Source organism: Arthrobacter sp. E3 (assembly GCF_017353415.1).
Lineage (GTDB): Bacteria > Actinomycetota > Actinomycetes > Actinomycetales > Micrococcaceae > Specibacter.
Genome location: NZ_JAFMPX010000002.1, coordinates 65,224 through 88,477 on the forward strand (window position 1 = coordinate 65,224; position 23,254 = coordinate 88,477).

23 protein-coding genes are annotated in these 23,254 nt (G+C 61.1%); 18 read left to right on the top strand and 5 right to left on the bottom strand.

Going from position 1 to position 23,254, the window contains the following annotated elements; genetic code table 11:
- The first annotated feature begins 21 nt into the window (after positions 1 to 21).
- From JMA46_RS01540 to glmM, 11 genes are all read left to right on the top strand, one after another.
- The gene (locus JMA46_RS01540; RefSeq protein ID WP_207343535.1) at positions 22 to 981 is read left to right on the top strand and encodes a P1 family peptidase; all 960 of its coding nucleotides are present in this window, start codon (positions 22 to 24) and stop codon (positions 979 to 981) included.
- A 217-nt stretch (positions 982 to 1,198) separates the two neighbouring features.
- Complete coding sequence (gene infA / locus JMA46_RS01545; RefSeq protein WP_207343633.1) at positions 1,199 to 1,420, top strand: translation initiation factor IF-1; 222 nt, start codon at positions 1,199 to 1,201, stop codon at positions 1,418 to 1,420.
- A 29-nt stretch (positions 1,421 to 1,449) separates the two neighbouring features.
- Positions 1,450 to 1,563 (top strand): 50S ribosomal protein L36, encoded by a 114-nt coding sequence (gene rpmJ / locus JMA46_RS01550; RefSeq protein ID WP_011775570.1) that lies wholly within the window; start codon positions 1,450 to 1,452, stop codon positions 1,561 to 1,563.
- 190 nt (positions 1,564 to 1,753) lie between these two features.
- Positions 1,754 to 2,131 (top strand): 30S ribosomal protein S13, encoded by a 378-nt coding sequence (rpsM, locus tag JMA46_RS01555; RefSeq protein WP_038464651.1) that lies wholly within the window; start codon positions 1,754 to 1,756, stop codon positions 2,129 to 2,131.
- A 47-nt stretch (positions 2,132 to 2,178) separates the two neighbouring features.
- Complete coding sequence (gene rpsK / locus JMA46_RS01560; RefSeq protein ID WP_038464649.1) at positions 2,179 to 2,580, top strand: 30S ribosomal protein S11; 402 nt, start codon at positions 2,179 to 2,181, stop codon at positions 2,578 to 2,580.
- A gap of 133 nt (positions 2,581 to 2,713) precedes the next feature.
- Complete coding sequence (locus JMA46_RS01565) at positions 2,714 to 3,724, top strand: DNA-directed RNA polymerase subunit alpha (protein ID WP_207343536.1); 1,011 nt, start codon at positions 2,714 to 2,716, stop codon at positions 3,722 to 3,724.
- Positions 3,725 to 3,808: 84 nt separating this feature from the next.
- Entirely contained in the window at positions 3,809 to 4,324 is a 516-nt protein-coding gene (gene rplQ / locus JMA46_RS01570) for a 50S ribosomal protein L17 (RefSeq protein WP_207343537.1), read from the top strand.
- A gap of 135 nt (positions 4,325 to 4,459) precedes the next feature.
- A complete protein-coding gene (locus JMA46_RS01575; protein ID WP_207343538.1) occupies positions 4,460 to 5,368 on the top strand; it encodes a tRNA pseudouridine synthase A in 909 nt (302 codons plus the stop codon).
- A 226-nt stretch (positions 5,369 to 5,594) separates the two neighbouring features.
- Positions 5,595 to 6,038 (top strand): 50S ribosomal protein L13, encoded by a 444-nt coding sequence (gene rplM / locus JMA46_RS01580; RefSeq protein ID WP_207343539.1) that lies wholly within the window; start codon positions 5,595 to 5,597, stop codon positions 6,036 to 6,038.
- 37 nt (positions 6,039 to 6,075) lie between these two features.
- A complete protein-coding gene (gene rpsI / locus JMA46_RS01585) occupies positions 6,076 to 6,591 on the top strand; it encodes a 30S ribosomal protein S9 (protein WP_207343540.1) in 516 nt (171 codons plus the stop codon).
- Between the two features lie 417 nt (positions 6,592 to 7,008).
- Positions 7,009 to 8,355 (top strand): phosphoglucosamine mutase, encoded by a 1,347-nt coding sequence (gene glmM, locus JMA46_RS01590; RefSeq protein WP_207343541.1) that lies wholly within the window; start codon positions 7,009 to 7,011, stop codon positions 8,353 to 8,355.
- Positions 8,356 to 8,420: 65 nt separating this feature from the next.
- Here the strand turns inward: glmM and mscL are convergent, their stop codons facing one another.
- From mscL to coaA, 3 genes are all read right to left on the bottom strand, one after another.
- The gene (gene mscL / locus JMA46_RS01595) at positions 8,421 to 8,828 is read right to left on the bottom strand and encodes a large conductance mechanosensitive channel protein MscL (RefSeq protein WP_207343542.1); all 408 of its coding nucleotides are present in this window, start codon (positions 8,826 to 8,828) and stop codon (positions 8,421 to 8,423) included.
- Positions 8,829 to 8,893: 65 nt separating this feature from the next.
- On the bottom strand, positions 8,894 to 9,898 hold the full coding sequence (locus JMA46_RS01600; RefSeq protein ID WP_207343543.1) for a M15 family metallopeptidase: 1,005 nt from the start codon (positions 9,896 to 9,898) through the stop codon (positions 8,894 to 8,896).
- Between the two features lie 47 nt (positions 9,899 to 9,945).
- On the bottom strand, positions 9,946 to 10,914 hold the full coding sequence (coaA, locus tag JMA46_RS01605; RefSeq protein WP_207343544.1) for a type I pantothenate kinase: 969 nt from the start codon (positions 10,912 to 10,914) through the stop codon (positions 9,946 to 9,948).
- Positions 10,915 to 11,056: 142 nt separating this feature from the next.
- Here coaA and glmS point away from each other — a divergent pair, with 142 nt between their 5' ends.
- The 6 genes from glmS to JMA46_RS01635 all read left to right on the top strand — a co-directional run bounded on the left by glmS (position 11,057) and on the right by JMA46_RS01635 (position 19,447).
- Positions 11,057 to 12,982 carry a glutamine--fructose-6-phosphate transaminase (isomerizing) gene (gene glmS, locus JMA46_RS01610; protein ID WP_207343545.1) on the top strand — a complete coding sequence of 642 codons (1,926 nt, stop codon included), beginning with the start codon at positions 11,057 to 11,059 and terminating at the stop codon, positions 12,980 to 12,982.
- 60 nt (positions 12,983 to 13,042) lie between these two features.
- Positions 13,043 to 13,390 carry a holo-ACP synthase gene (locus tag JMA46_RS01615; protein ID WP_207343546.1) on the top strand — a complete coding sequence of 116 codons (348 nt, stop codon included), beginning with the start codon at positions 13,043 to 13,045 and terminating at the stop codon, positions 13,388 to 13,390.
- 1 nt (position 13,391) lies between these two features.
- Positions 13,392 to 14,921 (top strand): NAD(P)H-hydrate dehydratase, encoded by a 1,530-nt coding sequence (locus tag JMA46_RS01620; RefSeq protein WP_207343547.1) that lies wholly within the window; start codon positions 13,392 to 13,394, stop codon positions 14,919 to 14,921.
- A 10-nt stretch (positions 14,922 to 14,931) separates the two neighbouring features.
- Complete coding sequence (gene glgX, locus JMA46_RS01625; protein WP_207343548.1) at positions 14,932 to 17,052, top strand: glycogen debranching protein GlgX; 2,121 nt, start codon at positions 14,932 to 14,934, stop codon at positions 17,050 to 17,052.
- Positions 17,053 to 17,088: 36 nt separating this feature from the next.
- Positions 17,089 to 18,126, top strand: coding sequence for an L-glyceraldehyde 3-phosphate reductase (mgrA, locus tag JMA46_RS01630; protein ID WP_207343549.1), 1,038 nt, complete (start codon positions 17,089 to 17,091; stop codon positions 18,124 to 18,126).
- Between the two features lie 241 nt (positions 18,127 to 18,367).
- The gene (locus JMA46_RS01635; RefSeq protein WP_207343550.1) at positions 18,368 to 19,447 is read left to right on the top strand and encodes an inositol-3-phosphate synthase; all 1,080 of its coding nucleotides are present in this window, start codon (positions 18,368 to 18,370) and stop codon (positions 19,445 to 19,447) included.
- Between the two features lie 159 nt (positions 19,448 to 19,606).
- Here the strand turns inward: JMA46_RS01635 and JMA46_RS01640 are convergent, their stop codons facing one another.
- Together JMA46_RS01640 and JMA46_RS01645 are read right to left on the bottom strand one after the other, a co-directional pair.
- Complete coding sequence (locus tag JMA46_RS01640; RefSeq protein WP_207343551.1) at positions 19,607 to 20,551, bottom strand: hypothetical protein; 945 nt, start codon at positions 20,549 to 20,551, stop codon at positions 19,607 to 19,609.
- A 179-nt stretch (positions 20,552 to 20,730) separates the two neighbouring features.
- Positions 20,731 to 22,422, bottom strand: a complete 1,692-nt coding sequence (locus JMA46_RS01645; protein ID WP_207343552.1) for an alpha-amylase family glycosyl hydrolase — start codon at positions 22,420 to 22,422, stop codon at positions 20,731 to 20,733.
- 318 nt (positions 22,423 to 22,740) lie between these two features.
- Between JMA46_RS01645 and JMA46_RS01650 the strand changes: the two genes are divergently transcribed.
- Positions 22,741 to 23,160: a serine protease inhibitor gene (locus JMA46_RS01650; protein ID WP_348770019.1), complete on the top strand. Its 420-nt coding sequence runs from the start codon at positions 22,741 to 22,743 to the stop codon at positions 23,158 to 23,160.
- The last annotated feature ends 94 nt before the right edge of the window (positions 23,161 to 23,254 follow it).

Sequence of the window (23,254 nt, forward strand, 5' to 3'; positions counted from 1 at the left end):
ACCACAGCCTAGGAGTGGGACATGAGCGAACAGCCGGTACCGAGCGGCCCCGGATCCATTACCGATGTTCCCGGTATGAGGGTAGGGCAGGCTCGGCGCAAGACCAACGGCTGGCTGACGGGCGTGAGCGTGGTTCTACCACCTCCTGGGACCATCGGATCCGTCGACGTCCGTGGTGGCGGCCCTGGCACCCATGAGACGGACGCGCTGGACCCCACCACCATGGTCCCCACTGTTGATGCTGTGGCCCTGACGGGCGGTAGTGCCTACGGGCTTGCCGCCGCTGGCGGCGTCCAGCGTTGGTGCGAGGAGCATGGGCGGGGTTTTCCCGTCCCGGGCGGCGTGGTTCCCATAGTTCCCGCAGCCGCGATTTTTGACCTTGGGCGTGGAGGTGACTTTGCGAACAGGCCCAATGCCGACATGGGTTATGAAGCGGCACTTGACGCTGCAGACTCAGCCGAGGGGGCCGACGTCGAACGCGGAAATGCAGGCGCAGGGACGGGCGCAGCCATTGGGGCGGGGAACTTTAAAGGCGGTCTGGGAACGGCGTCAGTGAGGCTCACGGGGGAGAACTCACACATTGTGGTGGGTGCCCTTGCCGTGGTGAATGCGGCCGGGATCCCCTGGCAGCCAGGTGCCGCCGCGATCATGCCGGGGGAGGGGCTGAACACCACGCTCGCAGTGGTGGCCAGCAACGCCGTACTGAGCGTCGCCGAAGCGAAGCGCACAGCCACCGCCGCGCATGCCGGGATGGCCAGAGCCCTGAACCCCGTCCACACCCTGGCGGATGGGGATACGATCTTCGTCCTGGCCACCTGTGCCGACGCACTGGTGCTGAACCCGGGCGTTCCTGTTGCCGCACTCATTGAACTTCAGTGCGCCGCGGCCGAAGCGGTTCGCGTGGCCATTCTCGACGGTGTGGCGCAGGCCACGGCTGTGGAAACTCCAGCCGGAACCCTCCGTCCATTCCCTGACGGTTGACAGCACGGACCAATTTAACTTAATGGTCAAATTGCACTAGAGTAGGTTGTTGGTTGTCTGTGCCTGCTCTTTTGTGGGGTGCGCAGCGGTGCTTGGCGTTACGCCATACATGCTGAGTGCGTTCGGACGAACAATAATCAGTAGCAAATCGAACGCCGATCTGAAATCGGTTCCTCTCGGGACTGCCTATGTCGGCGCAACAAAGTTAGCGGAGGATATGGCCAAGAAAGACGGGGTCATTGAGATCGAGGGCGTTGTGACTGAAGCGCTGCCTAACGCGATGTTTCGCGTTGAGCTGAGCAACAAGCACATCGTTCTTGCCCATATCTCAGGAAAAATGCGCCAGCACTACATTCGTATCCTTCCTGAGGACCGAGTTGTGGTGGAGCTGAGCCCTTACGACCTCACCCGTGGTCGTATCGTCTACCGCTACAAATAACCACAACTGCAATCACGCAAAGGAATGCCATGAAGGTCAAGCCGAGCGTCAAGCAGATCTGCGATAAGTGCAAGGTGATTCGCCGTAACGGTCGAGTCATGGTGATCTGCGAGAACCCGCGCCACAAGCAGCGTCAGGGCTAATTTCCTCTTCTTCGAGGAAAACCCGGGCGATTGCTCACGTAAGTAAATTAATAAGGCAGCACAAGTTGGACGAAGGCGAAGCAATTCGCAACCGGTCAACGGACCCCTGGTCGGAGGCCAGGGCCGCATCACAAAAAGATGTGCGGGTGTACTGTCTACGACCTCCGGTTTACACAAGGAGCAGCCAAATATGGCACGTCTCGCTGGCGTAGACCTTCCCCGCGAAAAGCGGTTGGAAGTAGCGCTTACATACATCTACGGCGTGGGCAAGACCCGTGCAAAGAAAGTCCTGGCTGACACGGGGATCTCCCCGGACGTCCGCGTAAAGGACCTTTCTGACGCTGAACTCGTTCAGTTGCGTGACAACATCGAGGGCAACTACAAGGTTGAGGGTGACCTTCGACGCGAAGTAGCAGCAGATATTCGCCGCAAGGTTGAAATCGGCAGCTACCAGGGTATCCGCCACCGTCGCGGCATGCCCGTGCATGGCCAGCGCACGAAGACCAACGCACGCACCCGCAAGGGCCCGAAGCGTACCGTCGCAGGCAAGAAGAAGGCTGGCCGCTGATTTTCAGCGTGTGCCGCCACCTCATTAAACTTTCGTAGGAGAATAAAATGCCCCCAAAGACTCGTGGAGCGGTCCGTAAGCCGCGTCGCAAGGATAAAAAGAATATTGCGCTGGGCCAGGCCCACATCAAGAGCACCTTTAACAACACCATTGTTTCCATCACGGATCCCAACGGTGCAGTCATCTCATGGGCATCTGCCGGTGAAGTTGGCTTCAAGGGCTCGCGCAAGTCAACTCCGTACGCTGCACAGATGGCTGCTGAAGCCGCTGCCAAGCGCGCACAGGAGCATGGCCTTCGCAAGGTTGACGTTTTCGTCAAGGGTCCGGGCTCGGGCCGCGAAACGGCTATCCGTTCACTGCAGGCTGCTGGTCTTGAAGTTGGCTCCATCTCGGATGTCACCCCCAGCGCCCACAACGGCTGCCGCCCGCCCAAGCGCCGTCGCGTCTAACGAGACAAACGAGCTGCGCAGTTGGCCTTCACCTTTGGTGAGGGCCAACTGCGCCGCCCGCAGCTTTCGTCAGTCGTCATTTCCACTACCTGTGTTGCGTCATATAGCGGATGCTCGCTGAAAGGAAAACCCAGTGCTCATTGCACAGCGCCCCACCCTCTCTGAAGAAGTAGTTTCCGAAAATCGCTCACGGTTCGTCATCGAACCGCTCGAGCCCGGCTTCGGATACACCCTGGGAAATTCCCTGCGTCGGACCCTGTTGTCCTCCATCCCAGGCGCTGCTGTCACCAGCATCCGCCTCGATGGTGTGCTGCATGAGTTCACCACGGTCCCCGGTGTCAAGGAAGATGTCACTGAGATCATCCTGAACATCAAGGGACTCTCCGTGTCCTCGGAGCATGACGAGCCCGTCGTCGCATACCTGCGCAAGCAGGGCCCCGGCGTCGTTACGGCTGCAGACATTGCACCGCCGGCCGGTGTGGAATTCCACAACCCCGACATGCACATTGCCACGCTGAACTCGAAGGGCAAGTTTGAACTCGAACTGACCATCGAGCGCGGTCGTGGCTACGTCTCGGCAGCTCAGAACAAGAACGCAGATCAGGAGATCGGCCGTATTCCGGTTGACTCGATCTACTCACCCGTTCTGAAGGTGACCTTCCGCGTGGAGGCCACCCGTGTTGAACAGCGCACCGACTTTGACAAGCTGATTGTTGATGTAGAGACCAAGCAGGCCATCTCCCCGCGGGATGCCATTGCCTCTGCCGGCACCACGCTGGTTGAATTGTTCGGTTTGGCCCGCGAGTTGAACACCGCAGCTGAAGGCATTGAGATTGGCCCGTCACCGACGGACGCCGCTCTTGCCGCAGACATGGCATTGCCGATCGAGGACCTGGACCTGACGGTTCGTTCCTACAACTGCCTCAAGCGTGAGGGCATCCACTCCGTGGGTGAACTCGTTGCTCGCTCCGAGGCTGACCTGATGGATATCCGCAACTTTGGTGCGAAGTCCATCGACGAGGTAAAGGCAAAGCTGGTTGAGCTCGGTCTGTCACTGAAGGATTCCCCTCCAGGATTTGATCTCGCGGCCCATGCCGCAGCCCTTGATGAGAACGACGACGCTTACGGCGACGACGAGCTCTAAAGTCGAACAACTAATTTTCTAGCCGTCCGGGAGAACACTTAGACGTGTTCTTTACGGTTCGGCTGTCACTTGAGGAGAAACACCATGCCTACACCCGCTAAGGGTCCCCGCCTTGGAGGCGGAGCGGCTCACGAGCGCTTGATGCTCGCGAACTTGTCCGCCGCTCTGTTTGAGCACAAGCGGATCACCACCACCTTGACCAAGGCAAAGCGCCTGAGCCCCTACGCAGAGCGACTGGTAACTTTCGCCAAGCGTGGAGACCTCTCTTCACGCCGCCGCGTTCTCGGCCTGATCAGCGACAAGGGCATTGTCCACGAGCTGTTCACTGACATCGCCAAGGCTGTGGAGAACCGCGAAGGCGGCTACACCCGCATCACCAAGATCGGCAACCGCAAGGGCGACAACGCCCCCATGGCCGTCATCGAGCTCGTTCTGGAACCGGTCAGCGCCAAGCAGGCCGTCGTGAAGGAAGCAACCGCTGCCGCCGCCAAGGCTGCTCCGGTTGAAGAAGCACCGGTTGAAGAAGTTGTCGAGACCGAGGTTGTGGCTGAGGAAGCCCCCGCCGAGGTTGAAGAGGCAGCTGCCGAAGAAGCCAAGTAAGGCCCAAGCCATGGCTTGAGTTTTGCCAGGAAGGACCCGTCATCCCGTTTGGGTGGCGGGTCCTTCTGCGTTGGGCCGTCCTGCAGGGGAGCAGCGGCATTCGGAACTACGCCGGTGCGTCGGTAGAATTGGTTCATGCAAAATCCCCATCCTTCTCCGGAAGAACTAGGCCTTGTACGGGTCCGGCTGGACATTGCGTACGACGGCGGACCGTTCAGCGGGTGGGCCGTGCAGCCTGGGTTGGTGACCGTTCAGGGAGCATTGGAGGAGGCTCTCGCCTTGATCCTGCGCCGTCGCGTGCGGCTCACTGTGGCCGGGCGCACCGACGCCGGTGTGCACGCCCGTGGACAAGTTGCCCATCTTGACCTCAAGCAGGATGAATGGGACTCCCTGAACCGGGGACACGACGTCGAGCCTTCCCTGGCTCTGCAACGCCGGATCAACGGCGCGCTGGGACGGGTCCTGGGGAACCTGACAGGGGCCGTGCAGGTCCTTTCAGTGGCAGCCGCGGCACCAGGCTTCGATGCCCGGTTCTCGGCGCTGTGGCGGCGTTACAGCTATAGGATCGCGGACGGTTCTACTGCCCGTGACCCATTGCAGCGTGCGCAAACGCTCTGGTTCAACCACGATCTTGACATGGACCTGATGAACGCCGGTGCCGTGGAGCTGATCGGGCTTGGAGACTTCAAAGCCTTTGCCAAACCACGCGTAGGCTCCACGACCATCCGCACGCTGCAACACTTCGACTTCACACGGCAGGATGATGGTGTGATTAATATCAATATCCAGGCCGATGCGTTTTGCCACAACATGGTGCGTGCTCTGACAGGTGCTGCGTTGCGTGTGGGGCGGGGCGTGGAAGGGCCACATTGGATGCGCGAGCGACAGTTGGCAGGGGTCAGAGACGCGAAATCGGTACTGGCGGGGGCGCATCCGCTGGTTTTCGAGGAAGTCAACTACCCTGATTCGGCAGAATTTGGCGAACGAGCCACTCTCACCAGAGCGCGCAGGACTCATGCCGGACACCCCGGCACCCCATTTTGACCATAGGCGCATATTAACGCTAGTGTTGGTAGTCGTTGTGCGTGTCCTATCCCGATGCCACGCGCCCATTGCAGGTCCGGTTGCAGGACTACCACTGAATGGGCGTTATCGGGAAGTGTAAGGATGACTGGTGTTGGAGCCCTCACCTCTGTTCCGGTAAACGCATAGATAGCAGGTGTCAACCATCTGTGACACCACCAAAGAACAAGAAACGAAGGCAAAAACCGTGCGTACGTATACCCCGAAGCCCGGCGATATCACCCGTCAGTGGCACATCATTGATGCCAACGACGTAGTCTTGGGCCGTCTTGCCAGCCAGACCGCAACACTGCTGCGTGGAAAGCACAAGCCGACCTTCGCTCCCCATATGGACATGGGCGATTTCGTCATCATCATCAACGCCGAGAAGGTCGCCCTCACCGGCGCCAAGCTCGAGCAGAAGCGCGCATACCGCCACTCGGGTTTCCCGGGCGGTCTGTCCAGCGTGAACTATGCAGAACTGTTGGAGAAGAACCCGGTTCGTGCAGTGGAGAAGGCCGTCGCCGGTATGCTCCCCAAGACCAAGCTTGGTAATTCCCAGATCAGCAAGCTGAAGGTCTACCGCGGCGCGGAGCACCCCCATGGTGCACAGCAGCCCCAGACTTTCGAAATCACCCAGGTCGCCCAGTAGTCCTGGCCACCACCTAAATCATTTACCAAGGAGAATCGTGGCTCAGAACACTGAAGAGCTGAACACCGAGGCCGTTGTGGCCGAGGAAGAAGTTTTGACCAGCTACACGAGCGAAAGCTCAGCTGCATCCGATGCAGCCCCCAAGAAGGAACGCCCGGCACTGACCGTCTCAGGCGCTGCTGTTGGCCGTCGCAAGCAGGCAATCGCCCGCGTCCGCGTCGTACCCGGCACCGGCAAGTGGGTTGTCAACGGCCGCGAGCTGTCCAACTACTTCCCGAACAAATTGCACCAGCAGGAAGTGAACGATCCGTTCCGCCTCCTCGACTTGGAAGGTGCCTACGACGTTTGGGCCCGCATCCACGGTGGCGGCCCCTCCGGCCAGGCTGGTGCATTGCGTCTCGGCGTTGCTCGTTCCTTGAACGAAATCGACGTTGAGAACAACCGCGCCATCTTGAAGAAGGCAGGCTTCCTGACTCGTGACGCTCGCGTCATCGAGCGCAAGAAGGCTGGTCTCAAGAAGGCTCGTAAGGCTTCGCAGTACTCCAAGCGCTAAATCTGCGCTTCCCAAAAAGCCCCCCCGCTCGTTCCGAGCGGGGGGGCTTTTTGGGTCCCGCGCACAGATTTAGCGCTTGGCTCCACAAGCGCTAAATCTTTTGTGACCACTGCTGGCGCTGAAATTTGCGTTTGGCTCCATAAGCACTAATTCTTTTGATCTGCCTCTGCTCATTTCGAGACGGAGTTTTTTTTGGGTCCAGCCGCTGCCATTTGGTGGCCCAAGACTGCTCTTTCGCCGCACGCCAGCGTTTGGACCACGAACCAGCGGCGGGGCAACGTCGGGTTCACGAGCGAGGCGCAGGCACGCGGGCTGGACGCGGTTTCGAGGGCGCCAAAGCGAAGAGATGCCGAAGTTGGGGAGCGATGCATGGGGCGGGGGCCAATATTCGTAGTTCCATCATTTAGACTAAAGGGGATGTCAAGATTATTTGGAACAGACGGTGTCCGGGGTTTGGCCAATGGCCTGCTGACGGCTGAATTGGCTCTCTCACTGGCCCAAGCTGCTGCGGTGGTATTGGGTCATCAGCAGATGAGCGAGGGAAAACGGCCACGCGCCGTGATTGCGCGTGACCCGCGGGCCAGCGGTGAGTTCATTGCCGCCGCCGTGGAAGCTGGCTTGGCCAGCGCCGGCGTCGACGTATACGACGCAGGGGTACTTCCCACACCTGCGGCCGCATTCCTCATCGCTGATCTGGGCGCAGACTTTGGCGTCATGATCTCCGCGTCACACAACCCTGCCCCCGACAACGGCATCAAGTTCTTTGCACGCGGCGGGACTAAGCTCCCGGACGATGTTGAGGACGCCATTGAAGCGCAACTGGAACACAGCGCGTTCCGGCCTACCGGCGTGGATGTGGGCCGCATCCAGCGCTTTTCCGACGCGGAGGACCGCTATGTTCTTCACCTGCTGGGCACCTTGCCGCACCGTCTTGACGGCCTGAAGATTGTCCTGGACTGCGCCCATGGTGCGGCCAGCGGATGTTCCCCGCAGGTCTTTAGCAACGCGGGCGCCCAAATAACTGTCATCGGCGCAGATCCGGATGGGTTGAACATCAATGACGGGGTAGGCTCCACCCACCTGGAACTGTTGCAGGAAACCGTGCTGGCCACGGGTTCGGACTTGGGAATCGCCCACGACGGCGACGCCGACCGCTGCCTGGCCGTGGATCATGAAGGCACCGTCATTGACGGTGACCAGATCATGGCCGTCCTCGCTCTTGCGCAGAAGGCCGCCGGGGAGCTCAAAGACGATGTTCTTGTCGCCACTGTCATGAGCAACCTTGGACTTAAGATTGCCTTGCGCAACGCAGGGATCACCATCCGTGAAACCGGTGTTGGAGACCGCTACGTGCTCGAGGAAATGCGCCGTGGGGACTATACGTTGGGCGGGGAACAATCAGGGCACGTGATCTTCTCCAAGTACGCCACGACCGGGGATGGCTTGCTCACCGGTCTGCAGCTGGCCGCTCAGGTGGCCAAGACCGGCAAGACGCTCAAGGAACTGGCCGGGGCCATGACCAAGCTGCCCCAAATTATGGTCAACGTCAAGAACGTCGACAAAAACCGGGCTTCATCCATACCGGCCATCAACGCGGCAGTGGCCAAGGCAGAAGCCGAACTGGGTGACACTGGTCGAGTTCTTCTACGCCCTTCAGGCACGGAACCATTGGTGCGCGTGATGGTGGAAGCCGCGGACGTTGAAACAGCGGAACGCATTTGCAATGACCTGGTGGCAGTGGTCAAGTCAGAGCTGACGCTCTAACAGATACTTAAAAGGTGAGGCGGCAACCCGGGTGGGTTGCCGCCTCAGTTGTATAAGGTGGACAGTTAGAGCTGGCCACCGCGGTTGGTGGTGGTCAGCGCATTGCGGATTTCAGTGAGCAGTTCAATCTGCGGGTCAACCGCAGGCTCTTCATCCTTGATCCCCAGCTTTGCATTGCGGCGTGCAATCATGTGGTTCATGGGCACCACCACGATGAAGTAGATGGCTGCGGCGACAATGATGAAGTTGACCAACACGGTGAGGAACACACCGAACTTGACGTCAACGCCATTGATTGACAGAACCGCAAAGCTGTCGAAGTTGGGGGAACCCACCAATGCCGCTATGAGCGGCATGATGATATTTTCCACCAGCGAGTTTACGACGGCGCCAAAAGCTGCGCCAATAACTACGGCTACGGCAAGGTCTACGACGTTGCCCTTCATTATGAAATCTTTAAATCCCTTTAGCATGTATCTAAAATACCCCATTCGGTGGAGTAGCACTGTCAGCTGTGAAAAGACTTGCTTTTGGCTGTCTACTTGTAGTCGGGTGCTGCGGGCAGACCTGCGTACTTCTCGTAACTGTGAATGCCCCGCACCTTCATGTCCTGGGCCACGGAGACACCCAAATAGCGCAAGTGCCACGGCTCCGCGAGGTATCCGGTAACCGATTCTTCACCAGGCAGGTAGCGGACCACGAAACCGTATCGGGCCCCATACACCGCTACCCACTGTGCCGCATTTGTTGAGGCAAAACAGGAGGCAAAGTCGCAAGCCGTTCCTGCGTTGGCATCACCAATGTCCATGGCGAATCCGGTCTGATGTTCGGAGAAGCCTGGCCGGGCAGAGGTGGAGTCTGCTGCAGCCACTCCCTTGGCGGCTACATAGCCGTTGTAGACAGAAACCTGTGTGTCGTACGAGCGGTAGCTGCTTTTGATGGTGATGTTGATGCCTTCGCGTGCTGCGGCAGCAAACATGCGTTCAGCGGCTGCTGCGGCCTCAGACCGTAGTAGAGGATGTTCCGCCGAACCGGTGAGGACTCTAGGGACTACCAGATCCGTTGGCACATACCGCTGCGGAAGGAGCGAGTGGCGCTTATTGACCAGGACCAGCGGTCTGGCTGGACTGTTGATGTCCCACAGGGCTTTTTCCATGGGAGGGGCGGTTCTTGAGGCGAATAATTCTTGAAGGGGCGAACCGGCCGCGGACCCGGCGATGAGTGGCGTGGCGGTCACCTCGGGCAAGGGCGAAAGCGAATTGCCGGCCCCGGAGAGTAAAAAGGGTGCTTCAGCATCCTGCTGGGAGGCTGCTAACGGCGTTGTACCAGGCCCAGTTGGCAGGGGAGGGGAGGCTGGCGCGACGGCGGTGTCCGGCGTCGTCGGTGATTGGGAAATGGCGGGGGCAGCCGCGCCGAAAGGGAGCAGTGAATCTGCCTCCGACGGGAGGGCCAGCACACCGGTAACGACAAGCGCAGCACCGGCCAATGAGATGGCAACGCCACCTGGTCGCGGCCAGGAGAGTTCACGCTTTAGCCTGGCCATCCGTGTTTGCCGGGGACGCCGGGCCCGACGAAAACCGGCAGCCTGCACTAGACCTTCCTCAACAGCATGCGCCGGATCGAGTGGTCGGCTTCTTTAGTGAGCACCAGTTGTGCACGGCCGCGCGTTGGGAGCACGTTCTGGATCAGGTTTGGCTCGTTGATGCTCTTCCAGATCCGGGAGGCTGTGGCTGTTGCCTCTGAGTCGGAAAGTTCGGCGTAGCGGCGAAAGTAGGAGTCCGGGTCGGCGAAGGCACTGGTGCGAAGTGACCGAAACCGTTCGACGTACCACTGCTCGATATAGCTGGTCTTGGCGTCGACATAGATGGAAAAGTCGAAGAAGTCGCTGACGGCCAGCCCTGAACGGCCGTCGTTGCGGGGGCGGGCGGCGGCCAGCACGTTCAGGCCCTCCACAATGAGCACGTCAGGGCGGCGAACCACCACCTCCTTGTCCGTCAGGATGTCGTAGGTCAGGTGGGAGTACATGGGTGCGCGGACTTCTTCGGCACCGCTCTTGACCGCGCTGACAAAGCGCAGGAGCGCACGGCGGTCGTAAGATTCCGGGAACCCTTTGCGACTCATGAGGCCGCGGCGCTCCAGCTCTGCGTTGGGGTAGAGAAAGCCGTCAGTTGTGACAAGTTCCACATTGGGGGTGTCAGGCCAGCGGCGGAGCATCTCGCGCAGTACGCGGGCAGTGGTGGACTTGCCAACAGCCACCGACCCGGCCACGCCAATGACAAACGGAGTGCGGGAGCCGCGTTCCCCCAGGAACGTAGTGGTGGCGTCGTGGAGGTGTTCGGCAGCACCGACATACAAATTTAGAAGTCGGGAAAGCGGCAGGTAAACGTCGTGGATCTCACGCATGTCGAGCTGATCGCCCAAGCCGCGGAGGCGCTGGACGTCGTCCTCATCCAAGGGCTGCTCAATCTTATTGGCTAGGCGGGACCACGTCTGGCGGTCCAGTTCCACAAAAGGGGACGCGCTGACGCTGCTGCCGGACTCGGTTCTTTGCGCTGTCACAAGGTCAATTCTGCCTTGTTTGGGGCAGTGTGGGAAACGATGAAGCTGAACAGTCCTCCGGGACCTGACGCATTTTCAATGGCACTCCATGGACAAGACGTAGTACGTCCTATAAATAATGCGGGGTTTATGATTGATTTTCATGTGTGGAATTGTGGGATACGCCGGTACCGCCCCGGCTCAAGGAACTGCATCAGCTGCGGGCCACAGTGCCCTCGACGTGTTGGTTGAAGGGTTGCGACGGCTGGAATACCGCGGCTACGACTCCGCCGGCGTCGCCGTTGCGTGCGATGGCCGCATCGAGATGCGCAAGCGCAGTGGCAAGCTTGCGAGACTGCTCGAAGAGTTGGAACGGAACCCGTTGCCTGCCTCCACAACGGGCATTGGTCACACGCGATGGGCCACGCACGGAGGCCCCACGGATGCCAACGCGCATCCCCATGTGGTTGACGGAGGCTCTCTGGCCGTGGTGCACAACGGCATCATTGAAAACTACTTGCGACTAAAAGCCGAGCTGCTGGACGGTGGCTACACGTTCGCCTCTGAGACCGACAGCGAAGTAGCGGCCACCCTCTTGGGGGATATCTACCGTGGGCTGGTCAGTGACACTGACGACGCCGGTGTGCCCGGCCAGGCTTCCGGTTCGCGCCTGGCCAGGGCCATGCAACTGACTGCCCAGCAACTGGACGGTGCGTTCACGCTGGTTGCCACTCATGCGAATGAGCCTGGAGTGGTGGTGGCGGCCCGCAGGAATTCGCCCCTCGTGGTTGGTTTGGGGGACGGCGAGAACTTCCTGGGATCCGACGTCTCAGGGTTCATCGACTACACGCGCCGGGCCGTGGAACTGGGCCAGGACCAAGTGGTCACCATCACCGCCGACCGTGTCGACATCACAGACTTTTACGGGGTGCCGGCACAAGGCCGGGAATACAAGGTGGACTGGGATGCTGCCGCGGCTGAAAAGGACGGCTACCCGTCTTTTATGGAAAAGGAAATCAACGACCAGCCTGACGCAGTTGCGCAGACCCTGTTGGGCCGCAGCGACAGCGCGGGGAACCTTATATTGGACGAGCTCCGCGTTGCCCCGGAAGTGCTCAAGACCATCAACAAGATCATTGTGCTGGCCTGCGGCACCTCCGCCTACGCCGGGCAGGTGGCCAAGTACGCCATTGAGCACTGGTGCAGGATCCCGACGGAAGTGGAACTGTCCCATGAGTTCAGGTACAGGGACCCTATTGTGGATGACCGCACACTGATTGTTTCGATCTCGCAGTCAGGCGAGACCATGGACACGCTGATGGCCGTCCGTTATGCCAAGGAGCAGGGGGCCACGACAGTTTCCATCTGCAACACCAACGGCTCCACCATTCCCCGCGAATCCGACGCCGTGCTGTACACACACGCTGGCCCCGAGATTGCGGTGGCTTCAACGAAGGCATTTCTGGCCCAGATCACGGCCGCCTACCTGCTGGGACTCTATTTGGCACAACTGCGCGGCAACCTCTTCCAGGGGCAGATCAAGGACATTTTGGCGGAGCTTGCCAAGGCACCGGCAAAGATTGCCAGTGTGCTTGCCCATGCAGACCAGATCAAGGAACTGGCCCGCAGCATGGCCGACACCCGTACCGTGCTGTTCCTTGGCCGCCACGTGGGCTATCCGGTGGCCATGGAAGGTGCCTTGAAACTCAAGGAACTGGCCTATATCCACGCCGAAGGCTTTGCGGCGGGGGAACTCAAGCACGGCCCCATTGCGTTGATAGAGGAAGGGCAGCCGGTCATCGTTGTGGTTCCGTCACCGCGCGGGCGTGATTCGCTGCACGCCAAAGTTGTCTCCAATATTCAGGAAGTCAGGGCACGCGGAGCCAAAACCATTGTGATCGCCGAGGAGGGGGACGAATCGGTGCGCGCCCACGCGGAGCACGTGTTCTACATTCCCGAAACCAGCACTCTTTTGGCTCCGCTGCTGACCACAGTGCCGTTGCAGATCTTCGCCTGTGAACTCGCCACGGCGAAGGGGTACGACGTGGACCAACCACGCAACCTTGCCAAGTCCGTCACCGTGGAATAGTGCAGGTCCCGCACGTGGCCTCTTCACTGCAGCGGGAGCGGGTGGGGATAGGCTGGGGTCATGATTATTGGCATTGGTGTGGACGTTGTTGACATTGAGCGGTTTGGGCGGCAGTTGGAGCGGACCCCGGGGCTGCTTGACCGGCTCTTCGTGCCAGCCGAGCGTGGCTTGAACACGCAGTCCCTGGCGGCACGGTTTGCTGCCAAGGAATCGGTGGCGAAGGCGCTTGGCGCCCCGGCCGGCATGAACTGGCAGGACTGCTGGATCGGCCTTGACGAACACGGCCCCACCATCAACGTCAAAGGCACGGTGGCGGCGGTGGCCAAGTCCAAGGGCATCAAGCATTGGCATTTGTCCATGAGTCACGACGGTGGCATCTCCACCGCCATGGTCATCGCCGAAAGCTGACATGATCAGCGCCCACTCTGCGGCTTCTGTCCGCGCCGCCGAAGCACCCCTGCTGGCGGCCGGACGTGGCCCGGAGCTCATGCGCACGGCTGCTTACGGCTTGGCTCAGGGCGTTCTCGCAACGCTGCGTACACGGGGCGCCAGCGTGTACGGAGCACGCGTGGCGCTGCTCGTTGGCCCGGGCAACAACGGTGGGGATGCGCTCTTTGCTGGAGCCTTCCTGGCTGCACGCGGGGCACGCACGACGGCGCTGCTCACCAGTGGCCGCACTCATCCCGAGGCGCTGGCTGCTTTTACTGCCGCAGGCGGGCGGTGTTTTTCCCTGTCAGCCGATGCTGGCGATGCCACGTTGGCCGCGACTGGCTTCCTCGCAGCAGCCGGGGTGTCTGACGTCGTGGTTGATGGTCTGCTGGGCACCGGTGGCAGGGGTGGGCTGCGGGAGCCGGTGGCGTCAATAGTGGCGCGGCTGGAACAACTCTCCGGCAGTGCACGGCCAGCCGTTGTGGCTTGTGACCTGCCCAGCGGTGTGGACGCCACCACAGGCGAAGTCCACGCTCCCGTGCTGCGCGCTGATTTGACGGTCACTTTTGGTGCTCACAAGGCCGGGCTGCTGGCTTCACCGGGTGAACAGTTCTGCGGGAAAGTAAGCCTTGTTGATTTAGGGCTCGGCAGCTATCTTCGTGAGTCTGAGCTGCTGCGGCTCGAACCGGCGGATCTTGCCGCCATGCTTCCCATGCCGAACGTTGCCGATCACAAGTACACCCGTGGCGTGGCCGGGATTATTGCCGGTTCCGGGCAGTACCCAGGGGCTGCCATATTGGCTGTGGCTGCCGCATCGGCGTGCGGTCCGGGAATGGTGAGGTATCTAGGGCCGCCCTCGGTGGCGGACGCCCTACATGTGCGAAACCCCGAAGTCGTAGGTTCGCAGAACGAGCCGCAGGACGTCAGGGTGCAGGCATGGTTGGCCGGACCGGGTATCGACGGCGATTCCCGGCAGCTGGGACGGGCCCGTGAAGCCATGGAGGCGGGGCTGCCCACTGTGGTTGACGCGGCTGCCTTGGACCTGGTTAATCCCGATCACGGAGAGAAGAATGCGCATCTGGTGCTGACACCGCACGCCGGGGAGCTGAGCACACTTTTCGCCCGCTGCGGCATTGACATGCACCGTACTGACATCGAGGCGGCGCCGTTGGCTGCGGCTCGACGAGCTGCCCAGCTTTTTGGTTCAACTGTGCTACTTAAAGGGGCTACGACCGTCGTGGCGGCACCAGGGGGTGATGTCTTCACGCAAGCCAATGGCACCCCGCGGCTGGCTTCGGCTGGCAGCGGCGACACCCTGGCGGGGATACTCGTTGCCCTGCTGGCCATGGTGTCAGCCCCGCAAGACCTGGCAGCAACGGCGGCCCTCGCAGCAGCTCTGCACGGAGAACTGGCTCGCCACGCCAGTGCCCATGAACCACTGAATGCCGGAATGCTTGCAAACAGAATCCCCGCCGTGTGGGGAGCGCTTGCAGCCAGGGAATCAAACTAAAGGGCGCACCATGGACGTTTGGCCGGGCAAGGACTATCCCTTGGGCTCGCACGCTGACGGCAAGGGCACGAATTTTGCCATCTTCAGTGACGGTGCAGCGTCCGTTCAGCTGTGCCTATTTGACGCCGAGGGCGCCGAAACCCGCATTTCACTAGGGGAGGTGGATGGCTACGTGTGGCACTGCTATGTGCCCGGGGTCGGGCCAGGCCAGCGCTACGGCTACCGGGTGGACGGGCTCTGGGACCCGGCCAACGGCGTGCGTTTCAATGCGGCCAAGCTGCTCCTTGATCCCTACGCCAAAGGAATCGACGGAACCGTGAACTGGGGCCAGCCCGTGTTCGCCTACCAACTGGGCGAACCCCTTGTGCGCAACGATGAGGACTCGGCCGCCCACACCTACCGCAGCGTGGTGGTGGACGACGCGTTCGACTGGAATGACGCGCAAGGCAATCCGGATGTGAATCCCGAGACCCCCTACCACCGGAGCGTCATCTACGAAACTCATGTCAAGGGTTTGACTGAACTGCACCCGGATGTGCCGCAGGAACAGCGGGGCTCCTATGCCGCCGTCGCGCATCCAGCAGTGGTGGAGCACCTAAAAAAGTTGGGTGTCACTGCGGTGGAGCTGATGCCTGTGCACCAGTTCGTGCAGGACGAGCGCCTGCTGGAACAAGGGCTGCGGAATTATTGGGGCTACAACACGATCGGGTTCTTCGCCCCACACAATGAGTACGCCGCCAGCACCGACCCCTGCGACCAGGTACGCGAATTCAAAACCATGGTCAAGGAACTGCACAAAAACGGTCTGGAAGTCATTCTGGACGTTGTCTACAACCACACGGCCGAGGGTAGTAATCTGGGCCCCACCCTGTCTTTCCGCGGTATCGACAACGACGCCTACTACAGGCTCCAGGAACAGAACAAGGAACTGTATCTGGACTACACCGGCACTGGAAACTCGTTGAATGTCCGCCAGCCGCACTCGCTGCAGTTGATCATGGATTCGCTGCGGTATTGGGTCAGCGAGATGCACGTGGACGGCTTCCGCTTCGACTTGGCAGCGACGTTGGCGCGTGAGTTTTATGACGTTGACAAGCTGTCCAGTTTCTTTGAAATGGTGCAGCAGGACCCCGTGGTGTCGCGGGTCAAGCTCATTGCCGAGCCTTGGGATTTGGGCCCCGGCGGCTACCAAGTAGGTAAATTCCCGCCAAAGTGGACGGAATGGAACGGCAAGTTCCGTGACACGGTGCGGGACTTCTGGCACGGGGAGCCATCCACCCTCGGTGAATTTGCGTCGCGGCTGACCGGCTCCTCCGACCTCTACGGCAATTCAGGACGCCGCCCGGTAGCCTCCATCAATTTCGTCACAGCCCACGACGGCTTCACGCTGCGGGATTTGGTCAGCTACAACGACAAACACAATGAAGGCAACGGGGAAGACAATCGCGACGGGGAGTCTCACAACCGCTCCTGGAACCATGGGCAGGAGGGCCCCAGCACTGACCCTGCCGTTCAAGAGCTGCGGGCCCGGGCGCAGCGGAACTTCCTCACTACGCTCATGCTGTCGCAGGGCGTACCCATGATCCTGCACGGGGATGAGCTGGGGCGGAGTCAAAACGGCAACAACAACGCCTACGCCCAAGATTCCCCACTGACCTGGATCAACTGGGAACAGGCCGACGCCGGACTCGTTGACTTTTTCTCCCGGCTGGGCAGGCTGCGGCGGGAGCACCCGGTGTTCCGCCGTCGTCGGTTCTTCGACGGACGCCCGGTGGAACGCGGGGAAGACGAAGCGCTCGCGGACATTGTGTGGTTGCGCCCCGATGCGGCCGCCATGACCGGTCAGGACTGGGACAGCGGTTTTGGGCACAGCATCGGCGTGTTCCTCAATGGCGACGGTCTTCCCGAATGCGACGAGCACGGGCAGGAGGTGGTGGATGACTGCTTCTTGCTGTTGTTCAACGGCGGCGCAGATACGGTCAACTTCACACTGCCGGATGCCAGCTACGCTTCGCATTGGGTGGTGGAAGTCCACACGGACGGGGTGTCCGGGAATGACGTTGCCGCAGGTGGTGCCGTGGCGGTGAGCGCGCACTCGGCGCTGGTGTTGCGAGCCCCGGGCAGGGATTAGAAGCAGCACTCAGCATTGCGTGGCAAGATTGAGCGTATGACCTTTCACGCCGCGGAGAACCGCTATGAAACCATGCCATATCGCCGAGTGGGCCGCAGCGGGCTGAAGCTGCCCGCAATTTCGCTGGGCCTGTGGCACAACTTTGGAGATGACAAGCCGTTCGAGGTGCAGCGGGATATTTTGCGACGCGCCTTTGATCTCGGCATCACGCACTTCGACCTTGCCAACAACTATGGTCCGCCAGCTGGCAGTGCGGAGACGAACTTCGGCCGGCATTTGAAGGACGACTTTGCCGCCCACCGCGACGAACTCGTCATCTCCAGCAAGGCCGGCTACCGCATGTGGCCCGGCCCCTATGGTGAATGGGGCTCGCGCAAGAGCGTGCTCTCCAGCCTGGACCAGTCGCTCACCCGGATGGGCCTGGACTATGTGGATATCTTCTACAGCCACCGCCCCGACCCGGAGACCCCCATGGAGGAGACCATGGGTGCGCTGGACCATGCCGTCCGATCAGGCAAGGCGCTGTACGCAGGTATTTCGTCCTACACTCCGGCGCAGACGCTTGAAGCCGCACGGATACTGAAGGAAATGGGCACGCCGCTACTCATCCACCAGCCGTCCTACTCCATGCTGAACCGGTGGACCGAGGACGGCGAGCCAAGCCTTTACGAAGCTCTCGACACGGTCGGCGCGGGCTGCATCGCCTTCTCCCCGCTGGCGCAGGGCATGCTGACTGACCGCTACCTCAACGGTGTGCCGGCTGACTCTCGCGCAGCGAAGGAGCACTTCCTGCACGAAAACGATCTGACCGAGGACAAAATGAACCGGGTCCGCCGGCTCAATGACATCGCCGCCGGACGCGGCCAGTCACTGGCGCAAATGGCCATTGCCTGGATCTTGCGCGAGCAGTCCAAGGGCATCTCCGTCACCTCCGCACTGGTGGGAGCCTCCAGTGTGGCGCAGCTCGAGAACACTGCGGCGGCCATCAACAACCTGGACTTCACAGAAGCCGAGTTGACGGCGATCGATGAGTTCGCCGTCGAATCCGCCATCAACAGGTGGGCGCAAAAATAGTCGTTGCGGGCGTGCGCAGCCGCACCGCGCTGAGAGCCTGCGGCAAATAAATGAGAGATTTCCGCCTCGATGGAACAAAATCGCGGCGAGAGTAGTTGACTAGAATGGTTAGGGCGCCGATGGGGCGTCAGGTCCGGTCGAAACAGCCGTGCGTCGTGCCTTTACGTAAAACGTAAAGGTGTGCGTCGACCATCACCGCAAAGTGAGAACCGGTCCAGTGTGATTTTTATGAAGGAGTTCCGTGTCCAATCATCCTATTCGGGTTGCCATCGTAGGCGTTGGAAACTGTGCCGCGTCATTGGTGCAAGGTGTCCAGTACTACCAAGATGCCGATCCCAGCGTCAAGGTTCCGGGCCTGATGCACGTCAATTTTGGCCAGTACCACGTCAATGATGTGCAATTTGTTGCAGCTTTTGACGTAGACAGCAAGAAGGTCGGTCTTGACCTCTCCGACGCCATTGGTGCCAGCGAAAACAACACCATCAAAATTGCCGACGTACCCAACCTCGGTGTTAAGGTTCAGCGCGGCACCACGTTGGACGGCCTCGGCAAGTACTACCGCGAGACCATTGTGGAGTCGGACGACACCCCCGTCGACATTGTTGCCCAACTGAAGGCGAACAAGGTTGATGTGCTCGTTTGCTACCTGCCCGTAGGCTCCGACGCTGCAGCAAAGTTCTATGCCCAGTGCGCCATTGACGCCGGCGTGGCCTTCGTCAACGCTCTACCCGTGTTCATTGCAGGCACCAAGGAATGGGCCGACAAATTCACCGCTGCAGGTGTTCCGATTGTTGGCGATGACATCAAGAGCCAGATCGGTGCCACCATCACGCACCGCGTCATGGCCAAACTGTTCGAAGACCGCGGAGTGGTCCTTGACCGCACCTACCAGCTCAATGTTGGTGGCAACATGGACTTCAAGAACATGCTTGAGCGCGAGCGCCTTGAATCGAAGAAGATCTCCAAGACCCAGGCTGTCACTTCCAACACCTCGGCTGTGCTGAGTGCGGACGACGTCCACATCGGCCCGTCCGACTACGTTGCCTGGCTGGATGACCGCAAATGGGCCTTTGTCCGCTTGGAAGGCCGCAACTTCGGCGATGCCCCCGTCTCCCTCGAATACAAGCTGGAAGTATGGGACTCACCCAACTCCGCTGGTGTGATCATCGATGCCATCCGTGCAGCCAAAATCGCTCTGGACCGTGGCATTGGCGGGCCTATCCTCTCGGCCTCCAGCTACTTCATGAAGTCCCCGCCGGAGCAGTACGCTGATGACATCGCCCACGAAAAGGTTGAAGCCTTCATTCGCGGCGATATCTAACTCAGCACCACCCCGCCCTACCGACGCTCCTGCACTTTCGGGTGTGTTGGCGGTGACGCTGCCGCACTTTCGGGTGGCCAGCGCCGGGTGCTCCCTCACTCCACGAGGGAGCACCCGGCATTTAAGGTGTGCTTCACGGTGGTGGAAATGGATCAGTTGTCACGAGCAAAAACCGGCGGTGACTGCAGGATCCATCCAGGCGCCCCGCAGCATCTTCTTGACGAGGCGGACCGCCCCGGTAAAACCATCGGCAAGGTCTTCGCGGCCAAAGATGAGCACTGTCCAGCCGGCATTTCTGAAGGCGCTGTCCCGTCGTTGGTCGCTGAGGACTTGAAGCTCGTCCAGATGTCCGCTGCCGTCGTACTGGATTGCGATCTTCCGCCTCCGGTATCCAAGGTCTGCTGAAGGTCCACCCGGCGATTCCCACAAGGTGAGCTGCAGGTCAGGCTCCGGCAGGCCGGCGTCGAGCATGGCAAGGCGCAGTAGTGTCTCGGGGCCGGAGTCGGCGCCCACCCGTAGAAGGCTCAAGGCCTCACGCGCGCGGACAATTCCCTGCAGGTTTCGATGTCCACCCAGCATTGTCCGCAGCGAGGCAATCGTGGCATATGGTGTGTCGCGGCCCTCGAATACTGCGCGAGGCATGCGGATCAGTTGGTCGCCGATGCACGTGAGTTCGGGCAATGGAAGGGTCCTTGCAAGGTCGAGCCACGTCCGGGCGCGTGTGCTGATCCGCAAGTCCCAGTCGGTCTCAACTTCCCCGGGACGGGCCAGCACCGTATGGCCGATGACGCCCTTCCGCCGGACGCCCACCAGCTTCCGTGGCTTGCTGAGGTGGAGCTCATTGGATTCCAACAACCATGGCGGAAGAATCAGCCCGTGCAGACGCGCCGCCGTCGTGTGTGAGATCCAGGCGCCAGGGGTTGCCGCACAGAGTGCCCGGGCCGCATCCCGCAGCTCAAAGTCCCAGGACGCTGGCCTGTACAGTCCGTGACTGACGCCCTCAAAGTTCTGGGACCGCAGCAGATCTGGTGAAAGCCCCAGTGCCTCGGCCTCGCGCAGGGTGAACGGGGTGCAAGGGAGGCGGGATTTCAGCGGTGCGTCCATGTAGACATTGTGGCCCTGATCCAGCCTTGACCGCAGAAGTTATCCACAGGTGCCTCTGCACTGTCCCCCATATCCGTGCTGGATGTGGCGGACAGTGCAGGGGCGTCGTGGGAAGTAGCCCCGAAAATGCAGGAGGGTCGGGTGGGACCGCCCCGAAAGTGCAGGAGGGTCGGTAGGGGTTAGGGGGCGATCCAGAGGGTGGTCTCTGCCGGGATCATTGTGGTCGCGTCGGCGGGATCGCCGGAGCTGAGCACCACCTTGGACACGTCGACGCCGGATGGCAGTGGTGCGGGCTTGTTGGCAAAGTTTGTCAACACTTCCCAGCCGTTGGGGCGGCGGTAGTGCACCAACTGTCCCGATTCACCGCTGAGCCATTCAAGCGACTCCGCCGTCTGCAGCTTCCGTCGCAACGCCAAAGCATCCCGGTACATTTCCAGCGTTGAGCCAACGGTGCCATCCTGTACGTCGGCGGCCTGCAAAGCAAACCAAGACGGCTGGGGCAGCCAGGGCGTGCCACCAAATCCGAAGTTCAATTCTGTAGCGGACCAAGGCAGTGGCACGCGGCAGCCATCGCGGCCCTTGATGTTGTGCCGCGTCCGGAACCAGGTGGGATCTTGCAGGGCCGCCGCCGGCAGATCGGCCACTTCAAACAATCCGAGTTCTTCACCTTGGTACAGGTAGGCAGATCCGGGCAGCCCCAGCATGAAGAGCGTCGCGGCACGGGCCCGACGCAAACCGCGCGCCAAGTCCGTGGCCGGAGTGACGCCGTCGCTCAGCAGCCAAGCCTCCAGAGTCTCCAAGGTGCTGTCATCAGGCAACGCATAGCGGGATGCGTGGCGGACAACGTCGTGGTTGGAAAACACCCACGTCGACGAGGCGCCGGAGGCCTTGGCCTCGGAGAGACATTTTTCGGCGATGGTGCGAAACTCGGTGCCGTCAAAGTGCGCCTGCAGGAGATCAAAGTTGAAGGCCTGGCCCAGCTCGGTGGGGCGGGCGTACTTCAACCGTCGGTCAGTAAATGGAACCCAGGCCTCGGCCACGGCGGCCTTGGGCGGGTCATATTCGTTGAGCACCGAACGCCAGCCGGCGAAGATCTCATGCACGGCGTCGCGGTCAAAGAGCGGGTCGCTGCCGTCATCGACCAGGATCTCCAGGGCCGGCTTGGAGCGCAGCGGCAGGGACATGTCCTTGTCCAACGCATGCGCCACGTCGACCCGGAAGCCGTCAACGCCGCGGTCCGCCCAGAAACGCAGCGTGGTGTGGAAATCTTCTCGCACTTCAGGGTTGTCCCAGTTGAAGTCCGGCTGTTCTGCAGCGAAAAGGTGCAGGTACCACTGGCCAAGCTGGCCTGCGTTCGGGCCCGCTGCCTCCTTCACCCGTGTCCAGGCGCCTCCGCCAAAGTGGGAGGGCCAGTCCGACGGCGGCAGCTCGCCTTCCTCGCCCAGCCCGTCAAGGAAGTGGTAGCGGGCGCGCTCTGGGGAGCCCGGAGCCGCAGCGAGTGCGGCCTGGAACCATGGGTGCAAGTTTGAGGAGTGGTTGGGCACGATGTCCACGATGATCTTGATGCCGGAGTCGTGGGCGGCGGCCACCATGGCGTCAAAGTCGTCCAGTGAACCCAGGCGGGGGTCGACGTTGCGGTAGTCATCGACGTCGTAGCCGCCGTCGGCCAGTGCCGAGGGGTAGAACGGGCTGAGCCAGATGGCATCGATCCCCAGCGCCGACAAGTAGTCCATGTGGGCCGTGATGCCAGGCAAGTCACCCATGCCGTCATTGTCGGAGTCGGCAAAGCTGCGCGGATATATCTGGTAAACAGCGGCTTGGCGCCACCAGGTGGCCTCGGGGTGGGTTGATGCGGGTGCGGGAATGCTCATGGAAGGGGTTCCTCTCGTCTTATCCGTGACGTTACCAACTTTGCGTGCAGCTTTGTTCCAAGCATGCCCGAATGCGGTGGGCTAGTATTGCAGAAACGCGAGGAGGCGGTGAAGTTGGGATGGTTTTGGACCTCGACGACGTCTGGACCTGCAGCAGGCAAGGACGGAGCTTCCCGCGCAAAGGCTCCGTTTCGTGTGGCCGTGGCCTCCGTGGCATGCACCGCGTTATTGACAGGACTGGCGGCCTGCTCATCCGCGCCCGAAGTACCGCCGAATCCCAAGGCTTCCGCCCCCACCACGCAGCCGGAGGAGCCCGCCGTGACACCGTCCAACAGTGTTTCCCCGACAAACAGCAGTTCTTCGTCAGAGGCACCTCAGCCGACGGTCGGGCCGACTGAGCTTTCCATCACCGTGACACCCTCGCCCGGTGCGCAGCCGCAGGTGTTCATCCTGGCGTCCGCCAATGGTGAGCCCGGGGACGGCTTGAGCGTCCCGGACCCAGCCGCAGCGATGGCAGCCTTGGACCGCTACGGGGAGGGCATCTTTTTCCCTGTCCCTGGCCCACAGCAAGCGTGCCTGGACGTTTTCAGTGGCCCGGAGGTGGCTGTTGTCACCGGCACGTTCAAGGGGCGATCCGTCAACGCGACCTTCAAACGCACGGACAGCTGCCAGACCGCGCGCTGGCAGGCACTGGCCCCGCTCTTCGGGGCTGTAGCTGGCGGAACCGGCGCCATCTAGCCTTTACAGCCCGGACACAGCAACTGTGTGCCAGAAGGTGCACGTTGACTCCCGGGATGCGAGAGTTTAGTACGGTTTCTGACACACAGTTGCT